28 protein-coding genes are annotated in these 25,551 nt (G+C 65.2%); 12 read left to right on the forward strand and 16 right to left on the reverse strand.

What is annotated here, in order from left to right; all coding sequences use genetic code 11:
* Positions 1–14: 14 nt before the first annotated feature.
* A complete protein-coding gene (locus AC2T4A_RS05750) occupies positions 15–554 on the reverse strand; it encodes a chorismate lyase (protein WP_416749135.1) in 540 nt (179 codons plus the stop codon).
* Positions 555–789: 235 nt separating this feature from the next.
* Between AC2T4A_RS05750 and AC2T4A_RS05755 the strand changes: the two genes are divergently transcribed.
* From AC2T4A_RS05755 to AC2T4A_RS05775, 5 genes are all read left to right on the forward strand, one after another.
* Entirely contained in the window at positions 790–957 is a 168-nt protein-coding gene (locus AC2T4A_RS05755) for a rubredoxin (protein ID WP_015479573.1), read from the forward strand.
* A 198-nt stretch (positions 958–1,155) separates the two neighbouring features.
* The gene (locus AC2T4A_RS05760) at positions 1,156–1,323 is read left to right on the forward strand and encodes a rubredoxin (protein WP_045217729.1); all 168 of its coding nucleotides are present in this window, start codon (positions 1,156–1,158) and stop codon (positions 1,321–1,323) included.
* Positions 1,324–1,600: 277 nt separating this feature from the next.
* Positions 1,601–2,755: an NAD(P)/FAD-dependent oxidoreductase gene (locus AC2T4A_RS05765; protein ID WP_416748701.1), complete on the forward strand. Its 1,155-nt coding sequence runs from the start codon at positions 1,601–1,603 to the stop codon at positions 2,753–2,755.
* 196 nt (positions 2,756–2,951) lie between these two features.
* Positions 2,952–3,224, forward strand: a complete 273-nt coding sequence (locus AC2T4A_RS05770; RefSeq protein WP_017520695.1) for an HU family DNA-binding protein — start codon at positions 2,952–2,954, stop codon at positions 3,222–3,224.
* A 135-nt stretch (positions 3,225–3,359) separates the two neighbouring features.
* Complete coding sequence (locus tag AC2T4A_RS05775) at positions 3,360–3,761, forward strand: helicase (RefSeq protein WP_486742898.1); 402 nt, start codon at positions 3,360–3,362, stop codon at positions 3,759–3,761.
* Positions 3,762–3,912: 151 nt separating this feature from the next.
* On the opposite strand, the gene AC2T4A_RS05780 is transcribed toward AC2T4A_RS05775, so the two are convergent.
* The 3 genes from AC2T4A_RS05780 to AC2T4A_RS05790 all read right to left on the reverse strand — a co-directional run bounded on the left by AC2T4A_RS05780 (position 3,913) and on the right by AC2T4A_RS05790 (position 8,415).
* A complete protein-coding gene (locus AC2T4A_RS05780) occupies positions 3,913–5,319 on the reverse strand; it encodes an aminoacyl-tRNA deacylase and HDOD domain-containing protein (RefSeq protein ID WP_416748705.1) in 1,407 nt (468 codons plus the stop codon).
* Positions 5,320–5,410: 91 nt separating this feature from the next.
* Positions 5,411–7,486 (reverse strand): ATP-dependent DNA helicase RecG, encoded by a 2,076-nt coding sequence (recG, locus tag AC2T4A_RS05785; protein WP_486742899.1) that lies wholly within the window; start codon positions 7,484–7,486, stop codon positions 5,411–5,413.
* Positions 7,483–8,415 carry a hydrogen peroxide-inducible genes activator gene (locus tag AC2T4A_RS05790; RefSeq protein WP_416748709.1) on the reverse strand — a complete coding sequence of 311 codons (933 nt, stop codon included), beginning with the start codon at positions 8,413–8,415 and terminating at the stop codon, positions 7,483–7,485. The genes recG and AC2T4A_RS05790 overlap by 4 nt, the downstream gene beginning before the upstream one ends.
* 94 nt (positions 8,416–8,509) lie before the next feature.
* On the opposite strand from AC2T4A_RS05790, the gene AC2T4A_RS05795 reads away from it, so the two are divergent.
* From AC2T4A_RS05795 to AC2T4A_RS05805, 3 genes are all read left to right on the forward strand, one after another.
* Positions 8,510–9,379: an NAD-dependent epimerase/dehydratase family protein gene (locus AC2T4A_RS05795; RefSeq protein ID WP_416748711.1), complete on the forward strand. Its 870-nt coding sequence runs from the start codon at positions 8,510–8,512 to the stop codon at positions 9,377–9,379.
* Positions 9,380–9,387: 8 nt separating this feature from the next.
* Positions 9,388–10,188 (forward strand): helix-turn-helix transcriptional regulator, encoded by an 801-nt coding sequence (locus AC2T4A_RS05800; RefSeq protein WP_486742900.1) that lies wholly within the window; start codon positions 9,388–9,390, stop codon positions 10,186–10,188.
* 66 nt (positions 10,189–10,254) lie between these two features.
* Positions 10,255–10,878, forward strand: coding sequence for a LysE family translocator (locus AC2T4A_RS05805; protein ID WP_486742901.1), 624 nt, complete (start codon positions 10,255–10,257; stop codon positions 10,876–10,878).
* 36 nt (positions 10,879–10,914) lie between these two features.
* Here AC2T4A_RS05805 and AC2T4A_RS05810 read toward each other — a convergent pair whose 3' ends face one another.
* The 6 genes from AC2T4A_RS05810 to AC2T4A_RS05835 form a co-directional block, all read right to left on the reverse strand.
* Positions 10,915–11,649 carry a putative periplasmic lipoprotein gene (locus tag AC2T4A_RS05810; protein WP_416748717.1) on the reverse strand — a complete coding sequence of 245 codons (735 nt, stop codon included), beginning with the start codon at positions 11,647–11,649 and terminating at the stop codon, positions 10,915–10,917.
* A 59-nt stretch (positions 11,650–11,708) separates the two neighbouring features.
* The gene (locus AC2T4A_RS05815) at positions 11,709–12,089 is read right to left on the reverse strand and encodes a RidA family protein (protein WP_024762056.1); all 381 of its coding nucleotides are present in this window, start codon (positions 12,087–12,089) and stop codon (positions 11,709–11,711) included.
* Between the two features lie 20 nt (positions 12,090–12,109).
* A complete protein-coding gene (gene spoT / locus AC2T4A_RS05820) occupies positions 12,110–14,218 on the reverse strand; it encodes a bifunctional GTP diphosphokinase/guanosine-3',5'-bis pyrophosphate 3'-pyrophosphohydrolase (RefSeq protein WP_416748720.1) in 2,109 nt (702 codons plus the stop codon).
* Between the two features lie 60 nt (positions 14,219–14,278).
* Positions 14,279–14,545, reverse strand: a complete 267-nt coding sequence (gene rpoZ / locus AC2T4A_RS05825; RefSeq protein ID WP_045217709.1) for a DNA-directed RNA polymerase subunit omega — start codon at positions 14,543–14,545, stop codon at positions 14,279–14,281.
* A gap of 99 nt (positions 14,546–14,644) precedes the next feature.
* The gene (gene gmk / locus AC2T4A_RS05830; protein WP_416748722.1) at positions 14,645–15,256 is read right to left on the reverse strand and encodes a guanylate kinase; all 612 of its coding nucleotides are present in this window, start codon (positions 15,254–15,256) and stop codon (positions 14,645–14,647) included.
* Between the two features lie 46 nt (positions 15,257–15,302).
* Complete coding sequence (locus AC2T4A_RS05835) at positions 15,303–16,166, reverse strand: YicC/YloC family endoribonuclease (RefSeq protein WP_478377625.1); 864 nt, start codon at positions 16,164–16,166, stop codon at positions 15,303–15,305.
* Between the two features lie 165 nt (positions 16,167–16,331).
* Here AC2T4A_RS05835 and rph point away from each other — a divergent pair, with 165 nt between their 5' ends.
* Both rph and AC2T4A_RS05845 read left to right on the forward strand, forming a co-directional pair.
* Positions 16,332–17,051 carry a ribonuclease PH gene (rph, locus tag AC2T4A_RS05840; RefSeq protein WP_015479557.1) on the forward strand — a complete coding sequence of 240 codons (720 nt, stop codon included), beginning with the start codon at positions 16,332–16,334 and terminating at the stop codon, positions 17,049–17,051.
* Positions 17,052–17,100: 49 nt separating this feature from the next.
* A complete protein-coding gene (locus AC2T4A_RS05845; protein WP_416748726.1) occupies positions 17,101–17,472 on the forward strand; it encodes a DUF4870 domain-containing protein in 372 nt (123 codons plus the stop codon).
* 76 nt (positions 17,473–17,548) lie between these two features.
* Here the strand turns inward: AC2T4A_RS05845 and AC2T4A_RS05850 are convergent, their stop codons facing one another.
* On the reverse strand, positions 17,549–18,328 hold the full coding sequence (locus tag AC2T4A_RS05850) for an exodeoxyribonuclease III (protein WP_015479555.1): 780 nt from the start codon (positions 18,326–18,328) through the stop codon (positions 17,549–17,551).
* A gap of 81 nt (positions 18,329–18,409) precedes the next feature.
* Here AC2T4A_RS05850 and pyrE point away from each other — a divergent pair, with 81 nt between their 5' ends.
* The gene (pyrE, locus tag AC2T4A_RS05855) at positions 18,410–19,051 is read left to right on the forward strand and encodes an orotate phosphoribosyltransferase (protein ID WP_045217699.1); all 642 of its coding nucleotides are present in this window, start codon (positions 18,410–18,412) and stop codon (positions 19,049–19,051) included.
* Positions 19,052–19,071: 20 nt separating this feature from the next.
* Complete coding sequence (locus AC2T4A_RS05860) at positions 19,072–19,689, forward strand: DUF4124 domain-containing protein (protein ID WP_416748729.1); 618 nt, start codon at positions 19,072–19,074, stop codon at positions 19,687–19,689.
* 16 nt (positions 19,690–19,705) lie between these two features.
* Here the strand turns inward: AC2T4A_RS05860 and AC2T4A_RS05865 are convergent, their stop codons facing one another.
* From AC2T4A_RS05865 to coaBC, 5 genes are all read right to left on the reverse strand, one after another.
* Positions 19,706–20,152 carry an acyl-CoA thioesterase gene (locus AC2T4A_RS05865; RefSeq protein ID WP_416748731.1) on the reverse strand — a complete coding sequence of 149 codons (447 nt, stop codon included), beginning with the start codon at positions 20,150–20,152 and terminating at the stop codon, positions 19,706–19,708.
* A gap of 112 nt (positions 20,153–20,264) precedes the next feature.
* Positions 20,265–21,170, reverse strand: coding sequence for an acetylglutamate kinase (argB, locus tag AC2T4A_RS05870; RefSeq protein WP_024762065.1), 906 nt, complete (start codon positions 21,168–21,170; stop codon positions 20,265–20,267).
* Between the two features lie 30 nt (positions 21,171–21,200).
* Positions 21,201–23,825 (reverse strand): phosphomannomutase/phosphoglucomutase, encoded by a 2,625-nt coding sequence (locus tag AC2T4A_RS05875; RefSeq protein WP_486742902.1) that lies wholly within the window; start codon positions 23,823–23,825, stop codon positions 21,201–21,203.
* A 40-nt stretch (positions 23,826–23,865) separates the two neighbouring features.
* Positions 23,866–24,321 carry a dUTP diphosphatase gene (gene dut / locus AC2T4A_RS05880; RefSeq protein ID WP_416748735.1) on the reverse strand — a complete coding sequence of 152 codons (456 nt, stop codon included), beginning with the start codon at positions 24,319–24,321 and terminating at the stop codon, positions 23,866–23,868.
* A gap of 7 nt (positions 24,322–24,328) precedes the next feature.
* A complete protein-coding gene (gene coaBC / locus AC2T4A_RS05885) occupies positions 24,329–25,537 on the reverse strand; it encodes a bifunctional phosphopantothenoylcysteine decarboxylase/phosphopantothenate--cysteine ligase CoaBC (protein WP_416748737.1) in 1,209 nt (402 codons plus the stop codon).
* Positions 25,538–25,551: the final 14 nt, after the last annotated feature.

Here is a 25,551-nt window from a genome sequence, read left to right on the forward strand (position 1 = left end):
AAGCGATCCGGGAATTATACGGGCTGTTGTTCCACGCGGTGCCACAGTGTCGGCAGGAATACCTCGGCGACCAGCACGCCCAGGCCGTCGCGGCTGAAGCAGGAGCGGCGGCCCCAGAGGCGCTCGGCGCGCACTTCGGCCGGCAGGCTGGCGGCCGGGTAGCGGCAGACCTCGATGGGCCCGCGCTGGAAGGCGCGATCGCTGAACAGCAACTCGCCCAGGGAGCGCGTGCCGAGCAGGCGCAGGTCGAAGCCCGAGCCCTCCAGCGCCGAGCGTGCTGCCACGCTGCGGGCGAACACCCAGGGCGTGTCGTGGCCTTTCAGGTACACCTCGCGAACCCAGCCCTGGCTGCCATCGGGCACGCCCAACGCGGCGCATTCGTCGGTGCGCAGGCGGTGCCAGCCCTCGGCCAGCGGCTGCACGGCAAAGGCCCCGTCAGACAGCGCAGTCAGGCGGCGTGTCAGCGAACCCTCGTCGAACAACCAGCCCACCACCTGGGCGGCGGGCGCGGGATGCAACTGGGCGGCGGTAAGCCAGCGGGGCGGATGGATCAGGGCGGCTTCGGGCACGGTTCGGACTGCGGTTGGCCAGGGACGCGGCAGCTTAACATGGCGGCTTTGCGGCTCCGATTGCGTTGTCCGCAACAGTGCCTTGCGCAAAACCCCACCAAAGGTTTGGCCGGCCATCCGGTGTTTTTCCAGGGGCTTGCGCCGCAAGCCCATCGCCAGTACAAAGCCGGACATTGGATGCACCGACGTCCAAGCGACAAGAACATGAGGGTGATAGCTGATGAAGAAGTGGCAGTGCGTGGTTTGTGGCCTGATCTATGACGAAACCAAAGGCTGGCCGGAAGAGGGCATCGCCGCCGGGACCCGCTGGGAAGACGTGCCGGAAGACTGGCTGTGCCCGGATTGCGGCGTCGGCAAGCTGGATTTCGAGATGATCGAAATCGGCTGATCCCGCCAGGATCGATTCCCGCGACGGCGGCCTTCGGGCCGCCGTCTGCGTTTGTGACGCCAGCAGGCCGCAGCCATGCGCGGTAGACTGGGCGGACGCCGGATTGGCCTTGCTGACGCTGTCCGGCGGCACGGGCGCCGTTGGCCGGCGCGATAAAGTACGTTAGGTTCACTTCGCGATCGCAGGAGGGCTTGGCTGATGCGCAAATGGCAATGCGTGGTCTGTGGCTTCATCTACGACGAGGCACTGGGCCTGCCGGACGAGGGCATCGCCCCCGGCACGCGCTGGGAAGACATTCCGGCGGATTGGGTCTGCCCGGATTGCGGCGTGGGCAAGATGGACTTCGAGATGATCGAAATCTCCTGAGAATCCATCCATGACAGGGCTGCGCGTCGGCATAACTGCATTGGAAGCGAACTCGGAAGCCACTTGTGGCTAACGCACTTTAGTGCGGCCCCGGAGGGGCGAGCGGAGCGAGTCATGCTCATGTACTGAAGTACACTCCGCGCCCTCGCTCGCTTCCGCCTTGTTCTGCTCCAGCTCGCCCTGTCCTGAATGGATTCTTGGTGGCAGAACTAACATGCGGCGGCTTCCGGGCCGCCGTTCCGTCTTTACGCTGTGGCGATTTTGAGGTGAGAGAGCAATGAGCGACAACGCACCGCTGGTGATCATCGGAACCGGCCTGGCCGGCTACAACCTTGCCCGCGAGTGGCGCAAGCTGGACAGCGAGACGCCGCTGCTGCTGATCACCGCGGATGACGGCCGCTCCTACTCCAAGCCGATGCTCTCCACCGGCTTCTCCAAGGACAAGGACGCCGACGGCCTGGCCATGGCCGAAGCCGGCGCAATGGCCGACCAGCTCAAGGCGCGCATCCTCACCCATACCCGTGTCACCGGCATCGACCCGGGCCACCGGCGCATCTGGATCGGTGAAGAGGAAATCCACTACCGCGATCTGGTGCTGGCCTGGGGCGCCGAGACCATCCGCGTACCGGTCGAGGGCGATGCCCAGGACCTGATCTTCCCGATCAACGACCTGGAGGACTACGCACGCTTCCGCAGTGCTGCCGCCGGCAAGCGCCGTGTGCTGCTGCTGGGTGCCGGCCTGATCGGCTGTGAATTTGCCAATGACCTGTCCAGCGGCGGCTACCAGATCGACGTGGTGGCGCCCTGCGAGCAGGTCATGCCGGGCCTTCTGCATCCGGCGGCGGCGCAGGCCATACAGCAGGGGCTGGAAGGTCTCGGCGTGCGCTTCCACCTCGGTCCGGTGCTGAACAGCCTGGTGCGCGCCGGCGATGCCCTGGAAGCGCACCTCTCCGATGGCCAGGTGATCGCCTGCGACCTGGTTGTCTCCGCCGTCGGCCTGCGCCCGCGCATCGATCTGGCGGCTGCTGCCGGCCTGGATATCAATCGCGGGGTAATGGTCAACCGTGAACTGCGTACCTCCCACGCCAACATCTACGCCCTGGGTGACTGCGCCGAGGTTGACGGCCTCAACCTGCTCTACGTGATGCCGCTGATGTCCTGTGCCCGTGCGCTGGCGCAAACCCTGGCCGGCAAACCGACACCAGTGGCCTATGGCGCGATGCCAGTGACCGTGAAGACGCCGGTGTGCCCACTGGTGGTGTCGCCGCCACCGCGCGGCAGCGAGGGTGAATGGCAAGTGGAAGGCTCTGGCCCGGACCTCAAGGTCCTGTGCCGGGATACCGCCGGTCGATTGCTCGGATATGCCCTGACGGGGGCCGCCGTGAGTGAAAAACTCTCCCTGAACAAGGAGTTGCCTGCACTGCTGGCGTGACAGGCGTCGCCAATGGCGTTTTTGCCGTGGGAAAGTGCCCGCAAATTGTCAGACGATACTGGCGTACCAGCTTACGGCGTGCCATTCTCCCCCCGTCTGCCGCAGCCTAGAGCCTGTACGGCAAGCCTGCGGTGCCTTGGGCGCTGTTGGGAAGACAGCACGGACACAACAACAACAAACCGTCAAAGAGGCATTTATGCGTAAACCAGAACTCGCCGCCGCGATCGCCGAGAAGGCCGACCTCACCAAAGAACAAGCCAACAAGGTGCTGAACGCGCTGCTGGATGAAATCACTGGCGCGCTCAACCGCAAGGACAGCGTTACCCTTGTCGGTTTCGGTACCTTCGTTCAGCGCCACCGTGGCGCCCGTACCGGCAAGAACCCGCAAACCGGTCAACCGGTCAAGATCAAAGCCAGCAATACCGTTGCCTTCAAACCGGGCAAGGCGCTGAAAGACGCGGTCAACTGATCGCGCCTGACCCGGAGCCAGAGCGGCTCCGGGTTGCCTCCTCCAGTTACATAATCCCTCCAAAAGACCGGATGTAGTCCGTTTTCAAACTGGCTACAATGCGCAGACTTTTGTCTCGAACGTCGAGGTTTGTGCATGAAATTCCGTCTTCTCCTGTGGATGCTCGGTCGCTTGATGGCCAAGGCCAGCCGCGAAAGCCCGGCGTTCCAGAAGCAGCTCGAAGGCAAGGACCTGGTGTTCCAGCTCCACACCCTCGATGGCAAGGTTGCCCGCCACTACATCGTCAAGGACCTCAAGGTCAGCGCCCGTCGCGGCACCCATCCCAGCCCCGCCTTCGCCTTGGGCTTCAAGGATGGCGCCTACGGCTTCGCCACCATGACCGCGAAGAATCCGCAGCTGGCGTTCATGCAGGGCATCCAGAACAAGGACATTCAGATTCAGGGCAACCCCGGCCTGGTGATCTGGTTCCAGGGCCTGGTGAAATACCTCAAGCCGAAGAAGAAAGCCGCGCCGGCCAGCGACAAGAAAGCCGCCTGAGGCGGCCACAAAAAAGCCCTCTTGAGAGGGCTTTTTTTATGGGTGCAGATAACGGCTTTTCGTAGGAGCGAGCTTGCTCGCAAACCGGAATCGCTCGGTGCTATTGGGTTCGCGAGCAAGCTCGCTCCTACAAGAGGAAGCCCGGCTTCGCTCAGTGCGCGGGATTGAACTGGCTGGCCAGCTCGCGCAGCACCGCTTCGGCGTCGAGTACCTTGCGCACGGCGTCTTCGGCCTTCTCGCGCGGGATATCCAGGCGATCCAGCAGGTCCTGCGGAATATCGGTCTCCGGGCCGCTGCCGATACCGTGGTTGCGCAACAGGCGGGTCGCCAGGCAGACCAGGTTGGCATAGGCCGAGCAGTCGCCAGCGTAGGACGGGTCGTGCTGGAAGCGCAGCGCGGTGTAGATCTCTTCCGGCATGTCCCAGGTGCGCATCAGCCAGGCGCCGATCTGCTCGCGGGTGATGCCCAGCAGGTGCTGCTCGACGAGGTTGTGCTCGACGTGCGGGTTCACCTCCAGGTGCCGGCAGATCAGCGAGAAATGCGGCGGGAAGATATGCGCCAGGACCAGGTAACCGATGCTGTGCAACAGGCCGCCGAGGTAGGTCAGGCCAGCTTCCGGGCGCTCGGCGCGCGGCACGGCGCGGGTCAGCCCCTCGATCACCGCAGCGGTGTAGATCGCCTGGTGCCAGTAAGGCGTGGCGTGCTGCGGTTGGTCCTTGGGCAGGCTCAGGGTCTTGCCCAGGGCCAGGCCGAGGGCCAGGTTGATCACCAGGTCGAAGCCCAGTACGCGGACGATGGCGTCCTCCACCGAGCGGATCTTGCCGGGCGCGGCGTAGTAGGGCGAAGCCGCCCAGCTCACCACCTGCGCGGCCAGTGCCGGGTCGGTCTCGACCACGCCGGTGATGTCGTCCACCGTGGCATTGGGATCGACGCGCAGCTTGATGATCTTCTGCGCGGTTTCCGGCAGCGGCGGAATCTCGATGGTTTCCTCGAGGCGCTGCTGGATGCGGCGGGCGGTGAACGCCTGCACGGCCTGGGTGATTTCCTTGCGGTCGTCGTCCGGGCGATCAAGGTTCGGTCGGATCGATTCCAGCGGCACACCGAAGCGCGCGGCGCTGGCTTTCTCCAGCAGGCTGCGGAAGGACGTCGTGGGGATTTCCAGCAGGACGCCCGGCGCGCCGGACTCGATCAGCAACTGCGGTTCCTGCAGCAGGCGCTCGTCATACAGGCAGGGCGAGCTGGTCAGCGGTGGCAGAGCCGGCAGGCGGCCGAGCTGGTGCTTGCCGAGCATGCGCTCCAGGCGATCGGGCTTGACCGCCACCAGCTTGCGGCCGGTGAGTTCGGCCAGGCGGTTCAGGTCCAGCAGTTGGCTTTGCGGGAACAGTACCAGCAGGGTGCCAACGGCATCTTCCAGCAGGCTGGCCTGCACCCGGCGCGCGGCCGGGAGCGTAGTGGCATCGCAGACTTCGCGAGACGGTATGCCCAGCTTGGCGAGCAGCTGCAGGATGACCTCGGGGGCCTGCGAGGAGTCGGATGGGGCGCGTGCGGCGTCGCTCATGAATGTGATCCGGTTATCAACGGCTGGGTCGGAGTATAACCACGCAGTCAGCGTGACCGAGCAGTCAACTGACCGATGAGAGTGAAATAGATCACACTTGTCCGTATTGCTGCCCGTGTCGCAGCCAGCGTGCCAGCAATGGGCTGACCGATTGCGGCCAGTGTGCCAGCAGGGCCTGGGCGGCATCGCGCACGGCCGGCAGCAGGTCGGCGTCGCGCATCAGGTCGGCGACCTTGAATTGCAGCAGGCCGGTCTGACGGGTGCCGAGCATTTCGCCGGGGCCACGCAGTTCCAGGTCCTTTTCGGCGATGACGAAGCCGTCGCAGGTCTCGCGCATGATTCCCAGGCGCTCGCGGCCGATCTGCGACAGCGGCGGGTGGTAGAGCAGCACGCAGTGGCTCGCCGCGCTGCCCCGGCCGACGCGGCCGCGCAACTGGTGCAATTGGGCCAGGCCCAGGCGCTCGGGGTTCTCGATGATCATCAGGCTGGAGTTGGGTACGTCCACGCCGACCTCGATCACCGTCGTCGCTACCAGCAACTGCAGCATGCCTTCCTTGAAGGCTTCCATGACCACGGCCTTGTCCGCCGGCTTCATGCGTCCATGGATCAGGCCGACGCGCAGTTCGCCCAGCGCCAAGGAGAGCTCCTCGTAGGTGGTCTCGGCGGCCTGGCAGGTGAGTTCTTCGGATTCCTCGATCAGCGTGCACACCCAGTAGGCCTGGCGGCCCTCCGCGCAGGCGGCGCGCACCCGTTCGATCACTTCGATGCGGCGGCTATCGGCCACCAGCACGGTGTTCACCGGGGTACGGCCGGGCGGCAGCTCGTCGAGGATCGAGGTATCCAGGTCGGCATAGGCGCTCATCGCCAGGGTCCGCGGGATGGGCGTGGCGGTCATGATCAGTTGGTGCGGGCAGAGGCGGCCGTCGACGCCTTTCTGGCGCAGGGCAAGGCGCTGCTGCACGCCGAAGCGGTGCTGCTCGTCGATGATCACCAGGGCCAGGCGCTTGAACTTCACCTCGTCCTGGAACAGCGCGTGGGTGCCGACAATCATTGGCGCGCCGCCGGCGATCTGTTCCAGCGCGCTGGTGCGGGCCTTGCCCTTGAGCTTGCCGGCCAGCCAGGCGACTTCGATGCCCAGCGGCTGCAGCCACTTGGTGAAATTGAGGAAGTGCTGTTCGGCGAGGATTTCCGTCGGCGCCATCAGCGCTACCTGGTAGCCGGCTTCCAGCGCTTGAAGAGCGGCGAGGGCGGCGACCACGGTCTTGCCGGCGCCCACGTCGCCCTGCACCAGGCGCAGCATGGGTTCGGGCTGGGCGAGGTCGTAGGCGATTTCCGCGCCGACGCGCTGCTGTGCACCGGTGGGCTTGAAGCCGAGGTTCTTCAGGTACAAGGCCGGCAAGCGTTTGGCTGGCGGCAGTTGTGGCGCGGCCTGGGAGCGTACGCTCTCGCGCAGGCGTTGCAGCGACAGCTGGTGCGTTAGCAATTCTTCGAAGGCGAGACGATGCTGCGCCCAGTGGCGGCCTTCGGCGAGTTCTTCCAGGTCGGCGTCCGGTGGTGGCCGGTGCAGGTAGCGGATGGCTTCGTCCAGCGGGCCCAGGCGGTAGTCGCGCGCCAGCTCCGCCGGCAGCCAGTCCGGGAGGCTCGTCGGGCCCAGGCGCGCCAGGGTCTGCTCGCTGAGCTGGCGCAGGCGCTGCTGGGTGAGACCTTCCGTGGTCGGGTAGATCGGCGTGAGTGTCTGCTCCACCGGCGCCGCGGCGGCATCGGTGAGCGAGCGGTATTCGGGGTGGTAGATCTCCAGGCCCGACGCACCGGGACGTGCCTCGCCGTAGCAGCGCAGGTGCGTGCCGCGCTTGAGGTTTTCCTTCTGCGCCTGGCTGAAGTGATAGAAGCGCAGGCTCAGCACGCCAGTGCCGTCCTGCAGACGCACCAGCAGGCTGCGGCGCTTGCCCATCACCACGTCGGCGCCGGAGACCACGCCTTCGACCACTGCATCCTGTCCCGGCCGCAGTGCGCCGATGGGGGTGATGCGGGTGCGGTCCTGGTAGCGCAGGGGCAGGTGGAAGAGGATGTCCTGGAGGTTCTCCAGGCCGACCTTCGCCAGCTTTTCTTCCAGCGCGGCGCCCACGCCCTTGAGCGCGGTGACCGGGACGTTAGACAGATCGGTCATGCCGGCTCGGCTTCACCCTTGACGGTCGGCTTGGCGACCGAGCACAGGCGGATCGAGTCGGCCAGCACCTCGATGGCGCGCGGCCGCGGGAAGCTGGCGCGCCAGGCGATGGCGACGGTGCGGAAGGGGACCGGCGCGCTGAACGGGCGCACTTCCAGCACACCCGGCGCGTAGTGGTGGCTATCCACGGCGGAGAACGGCAGCACCGACACGCCCAGGCCGGAGGCAACCATGTGGCGGATGGTTTCCAGCGAGCTGGATTCCACCGTGGTGTGCTTGTTCTCGCTGCCCTTGTGGGTGGTCGGGCAGGCTTCGAGTACCTGGTCGCGGAAGCAGTGGCCCTCGCCGAGCAGCAGCAGGCTCTTGTCGTTGAGCAGCTCCGGGTCGATGGTCTTCTTCGCGGTCCAGGCGTGGTCCGCCGGCATCAGCACGTAGAAGGGTTCGTCGAACAGCTGCAGGGTCAGCACGTCGGCTTCCTGGAACGGCAGGGCGATGATGATCGCGTCCAGCTCGCCGGTGCGCAGCTTGTCGCGCAGGATGTGGGTAAAGTTTTCCTCGATGTACAGCGGCATCTGCGGGGCGACCCGGTGCAACTGCGGGATCAGGTGCGGGAACAGGTACGGGCCGATGGTGTAGATGGCGCCGACCTTGAGCGGCGAGGTCAGCTGGTTCTTGCCGGCCTGGGCCAGTTCGCGGATGCCCTGGGCCTGCTCCAGCACCTTCTGTGCCTGCGCCACGATGCCTTCGCCGACCGGGGTCAGGCGCACCGCACTCTTGCTGCGCTCGAAGATCAGTACGCCGAGCTCGTCTTCCAGTTTCTTCACGCCCACCGACAGCGTCGGCTGGCTGACATGGCAGCGCTCTGCGGCGCGTCCGAAGTGTTGCTCCTGGGCAAGCGTGACGATGTAGCGCAGTTCGGTAAGGGTCATGGCATGGAATCCGTTGAGGTGGCCCAAGCATAGCGGCTGCACCGCCGCGAACCAACCGCGCTAAACTGCCGAGCTTTGATTCGCGGAGCCAAGCATGAGCAAGAGCACCTTCCCCAGCCTGATGATCGTCGGTTGCGGTGATGTCGGCAGTCGCCTGGCACGCCAACTGGCGGCGCGTGACTGGCGCGTCCATGGCCTGCGCCGCAACGTTGCCGCGCTGCCGCTGGAGGTGCTGCCAGTGGCGGGCGATCTGGGCCAGTTGGAGTGCCCCGACTCCTGGCCGATCGGCAAGCTCGATTACCTGGTGTACTGCGCCGCCGCGTCCCAGCACGACGAAGCCGGCTATCGCGCCGCGTACGTCGAAGGCCTGCGCAATACGCTCGGTTGGTTGCAGCAGCGCGGACAAACTCCCAAGCGTCTGCTGTTCGTTTCCAGCAGTGGGGTGTACGCCCAGCGCGCGGGTGAGTGGATTGACGAAAATTCGCCCGCAGAAGCCGAAAGCTACTCCGGGAGCGTGATGCTCGAGGCCGAGCAGGTGGCGCTGCACAGCGGCATTCCCGCCAGCGTCGTGCGCCTCACCGGTATCTATGGCCCTGGCCGCGAGTGGTTGCTCAAGCAGGTACGCGATGGCTATCGCGTGGCCAGCGAGCCGCCGTTGTATGCCAACCGCATTCACGCCGAAGACTGTGCCGGCCTGCTGGCGCACCTGCTGGAGGCCGACCGCAGCGGCGTTGAACTGGAAGACTGCTACCTCGGTGTCGATAACGACCCGGCAGCGCTGCATGAGGTAGTCGGCTGGTTGCGCGAGCAATTGGGCGTCACCCAATGGTCCGAAGAACAGACCGTGCGCCGCGCTGGCAGCAAACGCTGCAGCAACGCCCGCGCCCGTGCGTTGGGGTGGGAGCCGCGCTACCCAAGCTTCCGCGAAGGCTACGCGGCAATCCTCGCCGGCAAACAGGACTAAAAAGTCTGATGGACGCCAACCGGCTGCTGGTGCGCCCCTGGTTGCCGGGGGTGGAGTTGTTCCATGCGGACTTCTCCGGGCAGCCGTTCGGCCGTCACAGTCACGATGCCTTCGCCATCGGCGCCATCCTGCACGGCGCTGGCGGCTACCAGTGCCGTGGCGCGCACCATGTGCTGCCCGCGGGAACCCTGTCGCTGATGAACCCGGAGGAGCCGCATACCGGCAACGCCGAATCCGAGCGCCTGGTCTACCGCATGCTCTACATCGAAGAATCGCGACTGCTGCCACTGCTGGGGCGCAAGCAGTTGCCGCGCGGTTTCCAGGCATTGAATCCGAATGACGACGGGCAAGTAGCGGAAGCGCTGCGGCGCGTGGCAACGGAGTTCGAGCGCAACGACGCGCTGGCGCTGGAAAGCGAGTTGCTGGCGCTGCTGGAGTTGGTGTTCGTTCGCCACGGCGGTATGCGCCCGAATGCTTGCGCATCGCGCGATGGTAGCGTTCCCGCCAGGCTGCGGGATTATCTGGAAGCGAATTACCGCGAGGCGGTCAGCCTCGAAGACCTCGCGGCACTGTTGCAGCGCCATCCGCGCCACCTGATCGAAGCCTTCCGCAACGCCTACGGCGTGCCGCCGCACACCTACCTGCTGCAGCGGCGCATCCGCGAGGCCAAGCGCCTGCTGGTGGCCGGCGAGAAGCCGCTGGACGTCGCACTGGCGCTGGGCTTTTACGACCAGGCGCATTTTTCCGGCACCTTCCGCCGCTTTACCGGCGTCACTCCCGGACGTTTCCTGCGCGCCACGCGGACCTGAGTTTCTTCCAAGACTGCCGCCGGCCGGCCTCTCCAGACTGCGCGATACCGCATTCGGGAGATCACCATGTTCGCCGCCTTCGCGCTGGTCGCCAGCACTCACTTCGCCGCCCTGCTGTCGCCGGGGCCGGATTTCTTCCTGCTGATTCGCGCCGCGCTGCTGCGCGGTCGGCGCCATGCCGATGGTTGTGCGATGGGTATTGCCCTGGCCAACCTGGCGAGCATGCTGCTGGTGCTGTTCGTCCTCGGCCTGCTGCCGGAAGTGGCGAGCCACGGGCTGCGTGTAGTGCAACTGCTGGGCGGCGCGTACTTCGTCTGGCTGGGCGCGCAGGCCGTGCTGGCGCGGCGGGAGCTGGAGATTCCCACGGAGCTGGGCCAGCAGCGGACTGGAGGTTTCCTGCGGGGCATGCGCGAGGGCCTGCTCGCCAGCAGCCTGAACCCCAAGCTGCCGATCTTCTACACCGGCTTGTTCGGCGTGCTCGGCCAGTTCCACCTGCCGGGCTGGGCGCTGGGCGTGTGCGTACTGTGGATGGGGGCGGTGGTGCTGTTGTGGGATTTGTTGCTGGTGCGCCTGCTGGATCGCCCGCGCTGGCGCGGTTGGCTCAAGCGCCGGGTCACGGCGCTGGACCGCCTCTGCGGCGGTCTGCTGCTGGTGCTGGGTGGCTGGCTGCTATGGAGCGGGCTGCACTGACGCGCTCAAACGCGCCGGCCAGCCCGCTTGCGCAGATCAGTCGCGCTCCAGGGTCCAGACCTTGTTGCCTGGCGCGTAGCTGGGCATTTCGTCGGCCTGGGCGCGATTCACCGCCTCGAACAGCTCCAGCTTGTCGCCGTCACGCTCGAACAGGTATTCGCGGCCTTGCTGGCCCTGTTGCAGCCAGATGCTGTCGTTGTCGCCGCTCATGGCCGCGCAGTCGCCGGCCAGGCACAGCGCATAGCGGTCGAAGCCGGGCATGCCTTCGAGGCTGCCGTTGGACAGGAACTTGACCTTGCTGCCCTTGCCCTCGCCTTCCTCGATGATCCAGGTACCGTTGAGGTAGGCCGCGTACAGGGCGTTCTGGAAGGTGCTGCCGGCCGATGCTTGGGCGGCGGGCTGCTCTTTGGGGCGCAGGAAGCGCTGCTCGGGCCAGTTGTCGCTGCCGACCTGCACCAGTTCCTTGCCATCCAGCTCCAGGGATTCCTGGTTGCTGCCATAGAAGTCGACACGGTAGTGCTTGGGACCTTCAGCGCTAAGCTGGCCTTCGCCGAGCTCGAAGCCGTTGCTGAAGGTGGCCTGGCTGGCCTTGGTGTCCAGCTTCCATTCCAGGTTCGGGCCGTAGGCCAGCAGCGCCTCGCGCAGTTTGCCACCCTTGCCTGCGGCATCGATGGCGGCCTGGTTGACCCAGACGCCAGAAGGGTCGGACGGGGTGCCGGCGCAGCCGGTGAGCAGGCCGATCAGGGCGCTCAGGATCAGGGCGCGACGCATGTTTGCTCCTTGCGGACAAGAGAACGGGGCCGCTGGGGCCCCGTATTCACAGGTGGTGCTTATTCCAGGACGACGATGGCGTCCATCTCGACCTGCGCGCCTTTGGGCAGGGCGGCGACGCCGATGGCGGCACGGGCCGGGTAGGGCTGGGTGAAGTACTTGCCCATGATCTCGTTGACCTTGGCGAAGTGCGACAGGTCGGTGAGGAAGATGTTCAGCTTGGCCACGTCGTGCAGGTAGCCACCGGACGCCTCGATCACGGCTTTCAGGTTCTCGAAGACCTGGACGGTCTGCTCTTCGAAGCCCTCGACCAGCTCCATGGTTTTCGGGTCCAGCGGGATCTGACCGGAAACGTAGACAGTGTTGCCAGCCTTGATCGCCTGGGAGTAGGTGCCGATGGCGGCCGGGGCTTTGTCGGTGTGGATAACGGTCTTGGTCATGTCGACTCCTTAGGGTGGGATCAGCTGCGCATGCGGGTGATGCGGATCACGCCCTTGAGCGCGCGCAGCTTCTTGATGACGCGGGCCAGGTGCACACGGTCATGCACGCTGACGACGAGCTGGACGACGCTGATGCGACCGTCGCGCTCGTCCATGCTGATCTTCTCGATGTTGCCGTCGGCGGCGTTGACGCTGGTCGCCAGCAGGGCGATCAGGCCGCGCTGGTGTTCCAGCTCGACGCGCAGCTCGACGTTGAATTCGCCGGTGACATCCTTGGCCCAGCTGAGCTGGATGCATTTTTCCGGGTTGTGGCGGATTTCGCTGATGTTCCGGCAGTTTTCCAGGTGCACGACCATGCCCTTGCCGGCGGACAGGTGGCCGACGATCGGGTCGCCTGGGATCGGCGTACAGCACTTGGCGTAGCTGAGCACCAGACCTTCGGTGCCGCGGATCGCCAGCGGGCCTTCGGCGCTGGGCGCTTCTTCGCCTTCGCTGGACAGCAGGCGGCGCGCGACCACGTAGGCCATGCGGTTGCCCAGGCCGATCTCTTCGAGCAGGTCCTCGAAGACTTCCATGCGGTATTCGGCGAGCACGCCCTGGATGCGCTCCTGCGGGATTTTTTCCAGGTGGCTGTCGAAGCCGGCCAGGGTCTTGTTCAGCAGACGCTCGCCGAGGTTGATCGACTCGGAACGGCGCTGCAGCTTCAGCGCATGGCGAATGTGCGTGCGGGCCTTGCCGGTGACCACGAAGTTGAGCCAGGCCGGGTTCGGCCGGGTGCCCGGCGCCGTGACGATCTCCACTGTCGCGCCGCTTTGCAGCGGTTCGGACAGTGGTGCCAGGCGGCGGTTGATGCGGCAGGCGATGCAGCTGTTGCCGACATCGGTGTGCACCGCGTAGGCGAAGTCGACCGCCGTGGAACCCTTGGGCAGCTCCATGATGCGGCCCTTGGGCGTGAAGACGTAGACCTCGTCCGGGAACAGGTCGATCTTCACGTTCTCGATGAATTCCAGCGAGTTACCGGCGCGCTGCTGCAGTTCGAGGATGCCCTTCACCCACTGGCGGGCGCGGGCGTGGGTACCTTTCTGTGCTTCTTCCTCACTGGACTTGTACAGCCAGTGCGCGGCGATGCCGTGGTTGGCCATCTCTTCCATCTCGCGGGTGCGGATCTGGATCTCGATGGGCACGCCGTGCATGCCGAACAGCGTGGTGTGCAACGACTGGTAGCCGTTGGCCTTGGGAATCGCGATGTAATCCTTGAAGCGACCGGGGAACGGCTTGTACAGGTTGTGCACGGCGCCGAGCACGCGATAGCAGGTGTCGACCTTGTCGACGATGATGCGGAAGGCGTAGACGTCCATGATCTCGTTGAACGCCTTGCGCTTGCCGCGCATCTTCTTGTAGATGCTGAACAGGTGCTTCTCGCGGCCCAGGACCTGGCCTTCCATGCCTTCGCGGGCGAGGCAGTTGACCAGCGACTCCTGGATCTTGCCGACGATCTCGCGGCGGTTGCCACGGGCCTTCTTCACCGCCTGGCGGATGCGCTCGGAGCGCATCGGGTGCATGGCCTTGAAGCCCAGGTCCTCGAATTCCACGCGCATGCTGTGCATGCCCAGCCGGTTGGCGATGGGCGCGTAGATTTCCAGGGTTTCCTTGGCGATGCGCCTGCGCTTCTCGCCGGACAGCACTTCCAGCGTGCGCATGTTGTGCAGGCGGTCGGCCAGCTTCACCAGGATCACGCGGATATCGCGCGCCATGGCCATGGCCATCTTCTGGAAGTTTTCGGCCTGCGCCTCGGCCTTGGACTCGAAGTTCATCTGGGTCAGTTTGCTGACCCCGTCCACGAGTTCCGAGACGGTTTCGCCGAACTGCGCGGTGAGCGCTTCCTTGGCGATGCCGGTGTCCTCGATCACATCGTGCAGCATGGCCGCCATCAGGCTCTGATGGTCCATGTGCATGTCGGCGAGGATGTTGGCGACGGCGAGCGGGTGCGTGACGTATGCCTCGCCGCTGCGGCGGCGCTGCCCGTCATGGGCCTGCTCGGCGTAGTAGTAGGCGCGACGAACCAGATTGACCTGGTCCGGGCCGAGGTAGCTCGACAGACGGTCGGCGAAGGCATCTATGCTCGGCATGGAGTTGCCTCCTGCCGAGCGGCCAGTCGCGGCGCGCCGATTCGTCGGCCCGACATCGACTTACAGGGCCTCGTTGTTGGCCTCGTCTTCGAAAGCAGCGAACAGCGGTTCTTCTTCAACCACGTCCTCCAGCAGAACGATTTCATTGTCAATCAGGCCGGAAGCGATTTCGCGCAGAGCAACGACGGTGGGCTTGTCGTTTTCCCACGGTACCTTGGGCTCTTTGCCGCCGGTAGCCAGTTGGCGCGAACGCTTGGTGGCGAGCATGACCAGCTCGAAACGGTTATCGACGTTGTCCAGGCAGTCTTCAACGGTGACGCGGGCCATGGTGTTCCTCGTTGCTAAATGGAAGCCCGGAGAAAGCCGGGCGGACTGAGTAGTTTAAAAAATCGCCAATCTTTATGGAAGTGCCTTCTCTCGGCTACTTCAGGCCAGCAAGCGCTGCAGCAGATCGGTGTGGCGCTGCTGCTGGGCATCCTGGCGCAGCTGGCGGGCGCGGAAAATCGCCTTGAGATCTTCCAGAGCGTGGGCGAAATCATCATTGATCACCAGGTGATCGTATTCCACATAGTGGCTCATTTCGCTGACGGCTTCCTGCATGCGCCGCTCGATCACCTCGTCGCTGTCCTGGCCGCGGTTGGTCAGGCGCTGGCGCAGGGCTTCCTGGGTCGGTGGCAGGATGAAGATCGACTGCGCCTGGGGCATCAGGCGGCGCACCTGCTGCGCACCCTGCCAGTCGATCTCCAGGATCAGGTCGTTGCCTTCTGCGAGGGTCTTCTCGACCCAGCGCTGGGAGGTGCCATAGAGGTTGTCGAAGACTTGCGCGTGCTCGAGGAATTCGTTGCGCTCGAGCATGGCCCGGAAGGTGTCGTGGCCGACGAAGTGGTAGTTCACCCCGTCCACTTCGCCCGGACGCATGCCGCGGGTGGTGTGGGAGACGGAGACGCGCACGCTGGGCATGGCGTCGAGCAGGGCCTTGACCAGGCTGGTCTTGCCGGCGCCCGACGGCGCGGAAACGATGTACAGGGTGCCGGACATGGCGCTTTCCTGGAGTTGCGGTGGATTGGGGCCGGATGCGTCCGGCTTACTCGATATTCTGAACCTGTTCGCGCATCTGCTCGATCAGGACCTTGAGGTTGACCGCAGCCTGGGTGGAGCGCGGGTCGAAAGCCTTCGAACCTAGAGTGTTGGCCTCGCGGTTGAGTTCCTGCATCAGGAAGTCCAGGCGTCGGCCGGCGGCGCCGCCAGCCTTGAGCACGCGGCGCACTTCGGTGACGTGAGTAGTCAGGCGGTCCAGTTCCTCGGCGACATCGCTCTTCTGCGCCAGCAGGACCATTTCCTGCTCCAGGCGCTGCGGGTCGAGCTCGGCCTTCATCTCGGTGAAGCGGTCGAGGATCTTCTGGCGCTGGTTGGCGAGCATTTGCGGCACCAGCTCGCGCAGGTTGACCACTTCCTCCTGCATGGCGCTCAGGCGCTCGTCGATGATCTTCGCCAGTTCCGCGCCTTCACGGGCGCGGCCGGCCTTGAGTTCGTCCAATGCCTGGTTGAAGGCGGCCAGGGCACTGGCATTGAGCGCTTGCGGATCGGCGGCATCGCCCACCAGTACGCCCGGCCAGGCCAGCACGGCCAGTGGGTCGAGCGGGGCCGGTTGCTGGATCAGGCTGGCGACGGTCTCGGCGGCGGCGACCAGTTGCGCAGCGCGCTCGCGGTCAACTTGCAGCGCCTTGCCGGCGTTTTCCTCGTTGAAGCGCAGGGTGCATTCCACCTTGCCGCGCGACAGGCCCTGGCGCAGGGCTTCGCGCACCGCGCCTTCAAGGTCGCGGAAGGCTTCGGGCAGGCGCAGATTGGGTTCAAGGTAGCGGTGGTTGACCGAGCGCAGCTCCCAGCTGAGGGTTCCATGGGTGCCGGCGCGCTCGACGCGGGCGAAAGCGGTCATGCTGTGGACCATGGAGGTACCTCTCTGAAAGGGCTGGGAAACGTCCGACAGGTCGTCGGAAACCGGTAATTGTACCCCAGCGTGGCGCTCAGCAGCACGCCGGCGGTGGTTGCGCCCGTCCGCTGGCCTCTATAATGGCGGACATTCCCCCGCCAGTAATCTGTACAGGATGCCTCCATGAACCGTCCCAGTGGCCGCGCCGCCGACCAACTGCGCCCGATCCGTATCACCCGCCATTACACCAAGCATGCCGAGGGCTCCGTGCTGGTCGAGTTCGGCGACACCAAGGTGATCTGCACCGTCAGCGCCGAATCCGGTGTGCCGCGCTTCCTCAAGGGCCAGGGCCAGGGCTGGCTGACCGCCGAGTACGGCATGCTGCCGCGTTCCACCGGTGAGCGTAACCAGCGCGAAGCCGCACGCGGCAAGCAGGGTGGCCGTACCCTGGAAATCCAGCGCCTGATCGGCCGCTCGCTGCGCGCTGCGCTGGACCTGAGCAAGCTGGGCGAGAACACCCTGTACATCGACTGTGATGTGATCCAGGCCGACGGCGGCACCCGCACCGCTTCGATCACCGGCGCCACCGTGGCGCTGATCGACGCGCTGGCCGTGCTGAAGAAGCGCGGCGCACTCAAGGGCAACCCGCTCAAGCAGATGGTCGCCGCCGTTTCCGTGGGCATGTACCAGGGCGAGCCGGTTCTGGACCTGGACTACCTGGAAGACTCCGCCGCCGAGACCGACCTGAACGTGGTCATGACCGATGCCGGTGGCTTCATCGAAGTCCAGGGCACCGCCGAGGGCGCGCCCTTCCAGCCGGCTGAGCTGAATGCCATGCTGGAACTGGCGCAGCAGGGCCTGCGCGAACTGTTCGAACTGCAGCGCGCTGCGCTGGCGGACTGATCTGACGGGCGGCGAATCCGCCCGACCATCAAGTGCAAGGAGCGAAAGGATGAGCGACGAAGTACCGGTACAGCAGGTTCAGCCGAGCCAGGAAGCCCGGCAGTGGGCGATGTTTTGCCACTTCGCCGCCTTCCTTGGCTTCATCTTTCCCTTTGGCAATCTGCTCGGGCCGCTGATCGTCTGGCAGATCAAGCGTGAATCGGACCCGTTCGTGGACCGCCAGGGCAAGGAAGCGCTGAACTTCCAGATCACCGTGAGCCTCGCGGTGGTGGTCAGCTTCCTGCTGATGCTGGTGGTGATCGGCTTCTTCCTGCTGGGCCTGGTGAGCATCGGCGCGCTGGTATTGACCATCATCGCCGGGATCAAGGCCAACGAAGGGCTGGATTACCGCTATCCCTTCACTTGGCGCCCGATCAAGTAGCCGAAGAATTCCAGGCACGAAAAAGCCGGCATCAAGCCGGCTTTTTTCTGTCCGCCTTGCGGCGGCGCTACGGGACTCAGATGCTCAGGGTCCAGTCGTAGTCCACGATCAGCGGCGCATGCTGCGAGAAGCGCGGCTGGCGCGGCAGCTTGGCGCTGCGCACGAAGCGGCGCAGACCCGGCGTGAGGATCTGATAGTCGAAACGCCAGCCCAAGTTGAGCAACTCGGCCTGTTCGCTTTCCGGCCACCAGCTGTACTGGTCGCCTTCGCGGTTGACCTCGCGCAGGGCGTCGACATAACCCATGGTGCCGAAGATCTCATCCATCCAGCCCCGCTCCGGCGCCATGAAGCCCGGCGATTGCTGGCATTCGCGCCAGTTCTTCACGTCCAGCTTCTGATGCGCGACGTACAGCGAGCCGCAATAGATGTATTCGCGGCGCTTGCGGCGCTGCTTGTTCATGTACTGGGCGAAATCGTCCATGAACTTGAACTTGTGGTTCAGGTTCTCGTCCCCTTCCTGCCCGGTAGGCAGCAGGAGAGTGGCGATACTCACCTTATCGAAATCGGCTTGCAGGTAGCGCCCGTAACGATCGGCCATCTCGAAACCCAGGCCGCTTATGACAGCCTTGGGTTGCAGACGACTATAGATTGCGACGCCGCCCTGACTGGGCACTTCGGCATCGCAGGCGTACAGGAAGTAGCCATCCAGTTGGTAGGACGGGTCATCCAGATCGAAAGCGGAGGCGCGGGTATCCTGCAAGCAGATCACGTCGGCATTCTGGGCTTGCAGCCAACTGAGCAAACCACGCTCGGCTGCAGCCTGAATACCATTCACGTTCACACTGATGATCCGCATAAATGGCCCCCAAAATCACGTGTGTGTATGATACCCGAGCTCAAACGGTTTAGCTAAATTCATACCGGCCGGTTCTCTCCCATGCAGCCATATCAACGCGATTTCATCCGCTTCGCCATCGAGCGCGGCGTTCTTCGTTTCGGCGAATTCACCCTCAAGTCCGGGCGCACCAGCCCGTACTTCTTCAATGCCGGCCTGTTCAACACCGGCGTTGCGCTGTCCCAGCTGGGCCGTTTCTACGCCAGCGCGGTGGTCGACAGCGGCATACCTTTCGACGTGTTGTTCGGCCCGGCCTATAAAGGAATCCCGCTGGCGGCCGCTACAGCCATTGCGCTGGCGGAACAGCACGGCCGCGACCTGCCCTGGTGCTTCAACCGCAAGGAAGCCAAGGACCACGGCGAAGGCGGCACGCTGGTCGGCGCCCCGCTGACCGGCCGCGCGCTGATCATCGATGACGTGATCACCGCTGGCACCGCGATCCGCGAGGTCATGCAGATCATCGACGCCCAGGGTGCACAGGCCGCCGGCGTACTGATCGCACTGAACCGCCAGGAACGCGGCAAGGGCGAGCTGTCGGCAATCCAGGAAGTTGAACGGGACTTTTCGATTCCGGTCGTAAGCATTGTCTCGCTGGAACAAGTGCTGGAATATCTGGCCGGTGACGGACAGCTCAAGCAGCATCTCGCGGCTGTCGAGGCGTATCGAGCGCAGTACGGTATCTAACCGCAATCAGGATCTCGGGCATGGCCAAGCAGGGTGCTTACCGCTACAGGGTGTTGATGGGGCTTCTGGGAGCCATGCTCGCAGGCCAGGCGGCGGCTGCCGGTCAGCCCACCAGTCAGGTGGAGATGTACCGCTACGTCAATGACAAGGGCATCACCGTCATCGACCGCCTGGGCGTGCCGCCGCAGTACATCGGCAAGGGTTACCAGGTGCTCAACGAGCAGGGCCGGGTGATCCGCGAGGTGCCGCCGGCGCCGACCGCTGCCGAGATCGAACAGCGCAAGGCGGACGCCGCCCGCGCCAGTTCCGATCAGCAGCTGATGCGCATGTACACCAGCGTCGAAGACGTCGACCGTGCCCGCGACCGCAAGCTGTCCGAGCTCGATGGGTTGACCAGCGTTGCCAAGGGCAACCTGCAGTCGTTGAAGATGCAGCAGGCCAACCTGCAGGCCCGTGCCGCCGACCAGGAGCGCGCCGGGCGCCAGGTGCCGGCCGAACTGGTCACCCAGTTGGGCAACCTGCGCGATGACGAGCAGCGCCTGCTGCAGGACATTGCGCGCTATCAGCAGTTGCGCACGCAAGCCGTGAGCAGCTTCGGCGAGGACCGCGCCCGCGTCGCCCAGTTGGTGGGCAACTGAGCCGCCCTGTTGGCGCTTACTGTTGTGGCGAGACGCGCTCGAATTCGTTGATCTTCCCGCGCAGCCAGTCCGGCAGGGGCTGGCTCGTCCGATCCTCGCCGGCGTAGGCGTAGATCAGCTCCCCCAGCGTCAGCGGGGTTTCCTCACACCAGATCGATACCTGGAAGGTCAGGCTGCTGCGGCCCAGCCGGCTGACGCGCACGCCCATCTCCAGCCAGTCGTCGAAGCGCGCTGGCGCCAGGTATTCCAGGGTGGTCTTCACCGCGAACAGATCGCCGCCGCCGCGCAGCAGGTCGGCCGGGTAACTCACGCCCAGGTGGCGGTAGTACTCGGTAGTGGCGACGTCGGCGTAGGTCAGGTAATTGCCGTTGAAGACGATCCCTTGCGGGTCCACTTCCGACCAGCGCACGCGCAAGCCGTGGAAGAAACTGAAGTCGTTGCGGGAAACGGGGGACGCGGCCATGTCAGGAAGCTCCTGAAGACCTGTTCGAGGCAGAACATCCATGCGGCGGAAGCAGCTTCGAACAGGCGGAAAAACACCCGCGTGGATCGCTCCAGGCGGGTGTCGTTTTCGATCAGCGCTGTTTGCGGTTGGTGATCAGCGTACCGACACCGCTGTCGGTGAAGATCTCCAGCAGCACGGCGTTGGGCACTCGGCCATCGATGATGTGCGCGCTGGTTACGCCGCCCTGCACCGCTTCCAGGGCGCAGCGGATCTTCGGCAGCATGCCGCCGTAGATGGTGCCGTCGGCGATCAACTCGTTGACCTGCTCGGTGGTCAGGCCGGTGAGCACCTGGCCCTGCTTGTCCATCAGGCCGGCGATGTTGGTGAGCAGCATCAGCTTCTCGGCCTTCAGCGCTTCGGCCACCTTGCCGGCGACCAGGTCGGCGTTGATGTTGTAGGACTCGCCGTTGGCGCCCACGCCGATCGGTGCGATGACCGGAATGAAGTCGCCCTGCACCAGCATGTTCAGCAGGTCGACATTGACCCCGGTGACTTCGCCCACGTGGCCGATGTCGATGATTTCCGGCTTGGTCATCTCCGGCGTCTGGCGGGTGACGGTGAGCTTCTTCGCGCGGATCAGCTCGGCGTCCTTGCCGGTCAGGCCGATGGCGCTGCCGCCATGACGGTTGATCAGGTTGACGATGTCCTTGTTCACCTGGCCGCCGAGAACCATCTCCACCACGTCCATGGTTTGCGCGTCAGTGACGCGCATGCCATCGATGAAGTGGCTTTCGATCGACAGGCGGCTGAGCAGGTCGCCGATCTGCGGACCACCACCATGGACCACCACCGGGTTGATGCCGACGGCTTTCATCAGCACCACGTCGCGAGCGAAGCTGTTCTTCAGCTCGTCCGTTTCCATGGCGTTGCCGCCGTACTTGATCACCAGCGTCTTGCCGACGAAGCGGCGGATATAGGGCAGGGCTTCGGCAAGGACGCGGGCAACCTGGGCGGCGTCATCGCGGCTCTGGGTCATGGTGGGCTCCGGCATAGTCTTACTTGAGGGTCAGAAGGGCAGGCTGAGGGCGGGATCGACCGCTTTCAGCTGGGTGCGGAACACTTCCTTGATGCGTTCCAGTTCGTCCTGGGAATCCGCCTCGAAACGCAGGACCAGCACCGGAGTGGTGTTGGACGCACGAACCAGGCCCCAGCCTTTGGGGTAATCCACACGCACGCCGTCAAGGGTGGTGAGGTTGGCTTCACCCCACTGACCGCGGGCCTGCAGCGCCTCGATCAGGGCGAACTTGCCCTCGTCGGTGACGGTGATGTTGATTTCCGGGGTGGAGATGTCCATCGGGAACGCGGAGAACACGCGCTCGGCATCGCGCTTGTCCAGGCTGATGATTTCCAGCAGGCGCGCGGCGCTGTAGATGCCGTCGTCGAAGCCGTACCAGCGCTCCTTGAAGAAGATGTGGCCGCTCATCTCGCCGGCGAGCAGGGCGCCGGTTTCCTTCATCTTCTTCTTGATCAGCGAGTGGCCGGTTTTCCACATCACCGGACGGCCGCCGTAGCCGCTGATCAGCGAGATCAGGCGACGGGTGCATTTGACGTCGAAGATGATGTCGGCGCCCGGGTTGCGCGATACCACGTCCTTGGCGAACAGCATAAGCAGGCGGTCGGGGTAGATGATGGTGCCTTCGTTGGTCACCACGCCTACGCGGTCGCCGTCGCCGTCGAAGGCCAGGCCCAGGTCGGCGCCGGTTTCCTTCACCTTGGCGATCAGGTCTTCCAGGTTCTCGGGCTTGCCCGGGTCCGGATGGTGGTTGGGGAAGGTGCCGTCGACGTCGCAGTACAGCGGGATGACGGTGCAGCCCAGGGCTTCGATCAGTTGCGGGGCGATCACGCCGGCCACGCCGTTGCCGCAGTCCACCACCACTTTCAGCGGCTTGGCCAGGGCGATGTCATCGCGAATCTGCTGGAAGTAGCGCGGCAGGATGTCTACCTGCTGCACGCTGCCCACGCCGGAAGCGAGGTCGCCGTTCTGGATGCGCTCGCGCAGGGCCTGGATCTGTTCGTTGGCCAGGGTCTCGCCGGCGACGACGATCTTGAAGCCGTTGTAGTCCGGCGGGTTGTGGCTACCGGTGAGCATCACGCCGGATTTGCCTTCCAGCACGTTGGCCGCGTAGTAGAGCACGGGGGTTGGCACCATGCCCACGTCGGTGACCTGGCAGCCGCAGTCGAGCAGGCCCTGGATCAGGTGCTGGACCAGTTCCGGGCCGGACAGGCGACCGTCGCGGCCAACGGAGACGCACGGTTCGCCGCGCGCCAGGCTTTCGGAGCCGATCGCGCGGCCGACCCAGTAGGCGGTTTCAGTGGTCAGGGTATCGCCAACCACGCCACGGATGTCGTAGGCGCGGAAGATGCTGGCGGGCAGTTGCGGGGCTTTAGGCGTGCTCATAGCAGGGGGGTGCTCCAATCCCAGGAGATCCTGGTCTTCATCAAGAATGTCGATGTCCAGAATGTCGGTGTTCTGGAATAGCGGATCGACCAATGGTGATTCGGCGGCAGCGGTCGGGGCGCTTGCAACGGCGGCAGCCGGAGTCGGCTGGACGGGCGCTGCAGGCGCGGCGGGGGCGCTGGCACCGGGTGTTTCGGTCTTGCGGCGCGGCTGGCGAGCCAGCGCCTGGGCCAGTGCCTGCAGACTCGGCAGGCTCAGCTCAGGTGCTTTGGCAGTACGTTGGCCGGCGAGTTCCTGAATGAACTGTCCCAGGGACTGGGCATCTTTGCTGATCCGGCGCTGCATCGCACTTTGCGCAAGATAGAGGCCCAGCAGGCCGCCCACTAGTGCCAGCAGCGCGGCAATGCCCAGCAGGGCCGGCGAGTACAGCTGGCCGGTGACGGTCGGGCCGGGGGTGAAGCTCAGTTTCCAGTTCGGATTGCCACTGGGCAGTTCCACGGCGGCGGTATTGCTGGCCTGGCCACGCTGCAGCAGAACCTGGGCGGGCGAGTTGCCGAACTGCTGGGAAAGCTGCAGCTGGCCGATATCGGCGGACATCGGCGGCAGGTTGCCGAGCAGGCGTTGCAGATCGACGACCAGCAACAGCGAGCCCTGGATCGAGTTATCCGCCGCGCGCAGGGCAGTGGGGCTGTAGACCAGCCAGCGGGTGCCCACCTTGTAGGCTTCCGGCGCCACGGCCTGGCCGCTTTCAACGCGGTGCAGCATGTCCAGCGCCGCATAGTTCAGCGGGCCGGGGCGGGAGGTGTCCTGCACGGCCTGGCCATTGGCGTTCAGGTGAACGTCGATCAGCCCGTCCAGGTGGCCCTGGGTCAGCGCTTTCTCCAGTGCGGCGATGCGTGTCGGATCATTGCTTTGCAGGGTCGGCAGCAACTGCGGGTCGCCCGCCATGGCGCGGCTGTCCGCGGCCAGCAGATTGAGAGACTGGCGCAGTGCGCCTGCCTGGCTTTCCGACCAGGCGCTGCTCAGCTGGCTGACGTGCGCCTGGTCGGCCTGGCCGAACAGGCTGAACCACAGCAGCGCGCCGGCTGCAGCCACGCCGCCCACGGTAAGGACGAGGGATGGCAGCAGCGGCTTGAGGTCGACCCTGGGAGCCGTTCCCTTGACGGGCTTCTCCGCCGGTACGAGTTCCGGCAGCTCGGCGCTGTCCTTGGCAGTGCGTTGGAAAAGTTTCATGCAACGTCTCCTCGGCGATTCATCCTGAAATGGGTAAGGGTCAATGGCTGCCGGAGTGACCGAAGCCGCCGGCACCGCGCTGGCTCTCGTCGAAGCTCTCGACCAGCTCGAAATGCGCCTGCACCACCGGCACCAGCACCAGCTGGGCGATGCGCTCGCCGATGGCGATCTTGAAAGCCGTCTGGCCGCGGTTCCAGCAGGAGACCATCAGCTCACCCTGGTAGTCCGAGTCGATCAGGCCAACCAGGTTGCCCAGCACGATGCCGTGCTTGTGGCCCAGGCCCGAGCGCGGAAGGATCAGTGCGGCCAGGCCCGGATCGGCGACGTAGATGGACAGGCCGGTGGGGATCAGCACGGTCTGGCCCGGCTCGAGGACGCAGTCCTCCTTGAGCATGGCGCGCAGGTCGAGGCCGGCGGAACCCGGGGTGGCGTACTGCGGCAGCGGGAATTCGCTGCCCAGGCGGGAGTCGAGGATCTTGGCTTGCAGGGAATGCATTGAGTTCTCAGTGTTGATTGATGCGTTCGGCGATGAAGGCGATCAGCTGGCGGGCGATCTTGCCCTTGCTGGTCTGGGCGAACGCAGTCTTGTGCAATTCGCGGTCGATGACCGTGATGGCGTTCTCTTCACTATTGAAGCCGATGGACGGATTGGCCACGTCATTGGCGACGATCAGGTCGAGATTCTTGTCCTTGAGCTTGCGCGAGGCGTACTCGAGCAGGTTCTCGGTCTCCGCGGCGAAGCCGACGCTGAAGGGCCGGTCCTCGCGCAGCGAGAGGGTGGCGAGAATGTCGGGATTGCGCACCAGCTGCAAGAGCAGGCCGTCACCCTTGGTGGGATCTTTCTTGAGTTTCTGCGCTGCTACCAGTTCCGGGCGGTAATCGGCCACGGCGGCGGAGGCGATCAGGATGTCCGCCGGCATCGCTGCTTCGCAGGCGGCGAGCATGTCGCGCGCGCTGACTACGTCCACGCGGCTGACCCGGTCCGGGGTCGGCAAGTGCACAGGCCCGGTCACCAGGGTCACGCGGGCACCGGCCTCGGCTGCCGCTTCGGCCAGGGCGAAGCCCATCTTCCCGGAGCTGTGGTTGGTGATGTAGCGCACCGGGTCGATGTTTTCCTGGGTCGGACCGGCGGTGATCAGGATGTGCTGGCCGGTCAGGGCCTTGAACTCGAAGCAGTCGGCGGCCAGTTGCGCCAGCTCCTCGGCTTCGAGCATGCGCCCCGGGCCGACGTCGCCACAGGCCTGGCTGCCGGCGGCGGGACCGAAGAAGTGCAGGCCGCGCGACCGCAGCAACTCGGCATTCACTTGGGTGGCCGGGTCGCGCCACATGGCCTGGTTCATTGCCGGCGCGAGTGCAACCTGCGCGTCGGTGGCGAGCACCAGGGTGGTCAGCAGGTCGTTGGCCACGCCCTGGGCCAGGCGCGCCATGAGGTCGGCGGTCGCGGGGGCGATCAGCACCAGGTCAGCCCAGCGAGCCAGCTCGATGTGCCCCATGGCCGCTTCGGCGGCGGGGTCGAGCAGGTCCAGATGCACCGGGTGCCCGGAAAGGGCCTGAAGGGTGAGCGGGGTGATGAACTCGCGGCCGCCCTGGGTCATCACGACACGCACCTCGGCGCCCTGGTCGCGCAACCGGCGGACCAGTTCGGCGCTCTTGTAGGCGGCGATACCGCCGCCGACGCCCAGAACGATGCGTTTACGATAGAGCCGCTGCATAGGCCAGCCTTAAA

It is taken from the genome of Pseudomonas sp. PVC-3-1 (assembly GCF_057444315.1).

What these genes read in the sequence shown, in the direction of transcription:
- AC2T4A_RS05755 (WP_015479573.1), top strand. Translation starts at nt 790, where the DNA reads ATGAAGAAGTGGCAGTGCGTGGTTTGTGGCCTGATCTATGACGAAACC.
- AC2T4A_RS05760 (WP_045217729.1), top strand. Translation starts at nt 1,156, where the DNA reads ATGCGCAAATGGCAATGCGTGGTCTGTGGCTTCATCTACGACGAGGCA.
- AC2T4A_RS05765 (WP_416748701.1), top strand. Translation starts at nt 1,601, where the DNA reads ATGAGCGACAACGCACCGCTGGTGATCATCGGAACCGGCCTGGCCGGC.
- AC2T4A_RS05770 (WP_017520695.1), top strand. Translation starts at nt 2,952, where the DNA reads ATGCGTAAACCAGAACTCGCCGCCGCGATCGCCGAGAAGGCCGACCTC.
- AC2T4A_RS05775 (WP_486742898.1), top strand. Translation starts at nt 3,360, where the DNA reads ATGAAATTCCGTCTTCTCCTGTGGATGCTCGGTCGCTTGATGGCCAAG.
- AC2T4A_RS05780 (WP_416748705.1), bottom strand. Translation starts at nt 5,319, where the DNA reads ATGAGCGACGCCGCACGCGCCCCATCCGACTCCTCGCAGGCCCCCGAG.
- recG (WP_486742899.1), bottom strand. Translation starts at nt 7,486, where the DNA reads ATGACCGATCTGTCTAACGTCCCGGTCACCGCGCTCAAGGGCGTGGGC.
- AC2T4A_RS05790 (WP_416748709.1), bottom strand. Translation starts at nt 8,415, where the DNA reads ATGACCCTTACCGAACTGCGCTACATCGTCACGCTTGCCCAGGAGCAA.
- AC2T4A_RS05795 (WP_416748711.1), top strand. Translation starts at nt 8,510, where the DNA reads ATGAGCAAGAGCACCTTCCCCAGCCTGATGATCGTCGGTTGCGGTGAT.
- AC2T4A_RS05800 (WP_486742900.1), top strand. Translation starts at nt 9,388, where the DNA reads ATGGACGCCAACCGGCTGCTGGTGCGCCCCTGGTTGCCGGGGGTGGAG.
- AC2T4A_RS05805 (WP_486742901.1), top strand. Translation starts at nt 10,255, where the DNA reads ATGTTCGCCGCCTTCGCGCTGGTCGCCAGCACTCACTTCGCCGCCCTG.
- AC2T4A_RS05810 (WP_416748717.1), bottom strand. Translation starts at nt 11,649, where the DNA reads ATGCGTCGCGCCCTGATCCTGAGCGCCCTGATCGGCCTGCTCACCGGC.
- AC2T4A_RS05815 (WP_024762056.1), bottom strand. Translation starts at nt 12,089, where the DNA reads ATGACCAAGACCGTTATCCACACCGACAAAGCCCCGGCCGCCATCGGC.
- spoT (WP_416748720.1), bottom strand. Translation starts at nt 14,218, where the DNA reads ATGCCGAGCATAGATGCCTTCGCCGACCGTCTGTCGAGCTACCTCGGC.
- rpoZ (WP_045217709.1), bottom strand. Translation starts at nt 14,545, where the DNA reads ATGGCCCGCGTCACCGTTGAAGACTGCCTGGACAACGTCGATAACCGT.
- gmk (WP_416748722.1), bottom strand. Translation starts at nt 15,256, where the DNA reads ATGTCCGGCACCCTGTACATCGTTTCCGCGCCGTCGGGCGCCGGCAAG.
- AC2T4A_RS05835 (WP_478377625.1), bottom strand. Translation starts at nt 16,166, where the DNA reads ATGGTCCACAGCATGACCGCTTTCGCCCGCGTCGAGCGCGCCGGCACC.
- rph (WP_015479557.1), top strand. Translation starts at nt 16,332, where the DNA reads ATGAACCGTCCCAGTGGCCGCGCCGCCGACCAACTGCGCCCGATCCGT.
- AC2T4A_RS05845 (WP_416748726.1), top strand. Translation starts at nt 17,101, where the DNA reads ATGAGCGACGAAGTACCGGTACAGCAGGTTCAGCCGAGCCAGGAAGCC.
- AC2T4A_RS05850 (WP_015479555.1), bottom strand. Translation starts at nt 18,328, where the DNA reads ATGCGGATCATCAGTGTGAACGTGAATGGTATTCAGGCTGCAGCCGAG.
- pyrE (WP_045217699.1), top strand. Translation starts at nt 18,410, where the DNA reads ATGCAGCCATATCAACGCGATTTCATCCGCTTCGCCATCGAGCGCGGC.
- AC2T4A_RS05860 (WP_416748729.1), top strand. Translation starts at nt 19,072, where the DNA reads ATGGCCAAGCAGGGTGCTTACCGCTACAGGGTGTTGATGGGGCTTCTG.
- AC2T4A_RS05865 (WP_416748731.1), bottom strand. Translation starts at nt 20,152, where the DNA reads ATGGCCGCGTCCCCCGTTTCCCGCAACGACTTCAGTTTCTTCCACGGC.
- argB (WP_024762065.1), bottom strand. Translation starts at nt 21,170, where the DNA reads ATGACCCAGAGCCGCGATGACGCCGCCCAGGTTGCCCGCGTCCTTGCC.
- AC2T4A_RS05875 (WP_486742902.1), bottom strand. Translation starts at nt 23,825, where the DNA reads ATGAAACTTTTCCAACGCACTGCCAAGGACAGCGCCGAGCTGCCGGAA.
- dut (WP_416748735.1), bottom strand. Translation starts at nt 24,321, where the DNA reads ATGCATTCCCTGCAAGCCAAGATCCTCGACTCCCGCCTGGGCAGCGAA.
- coaBC (WP_416748737.1), bottom strand. Translation starts at nt 25,537, where the DNA reads ATGCAGCGGCTCTATCGTAAACGCATCGTTCTGGGCGTCGGCGGCGGT.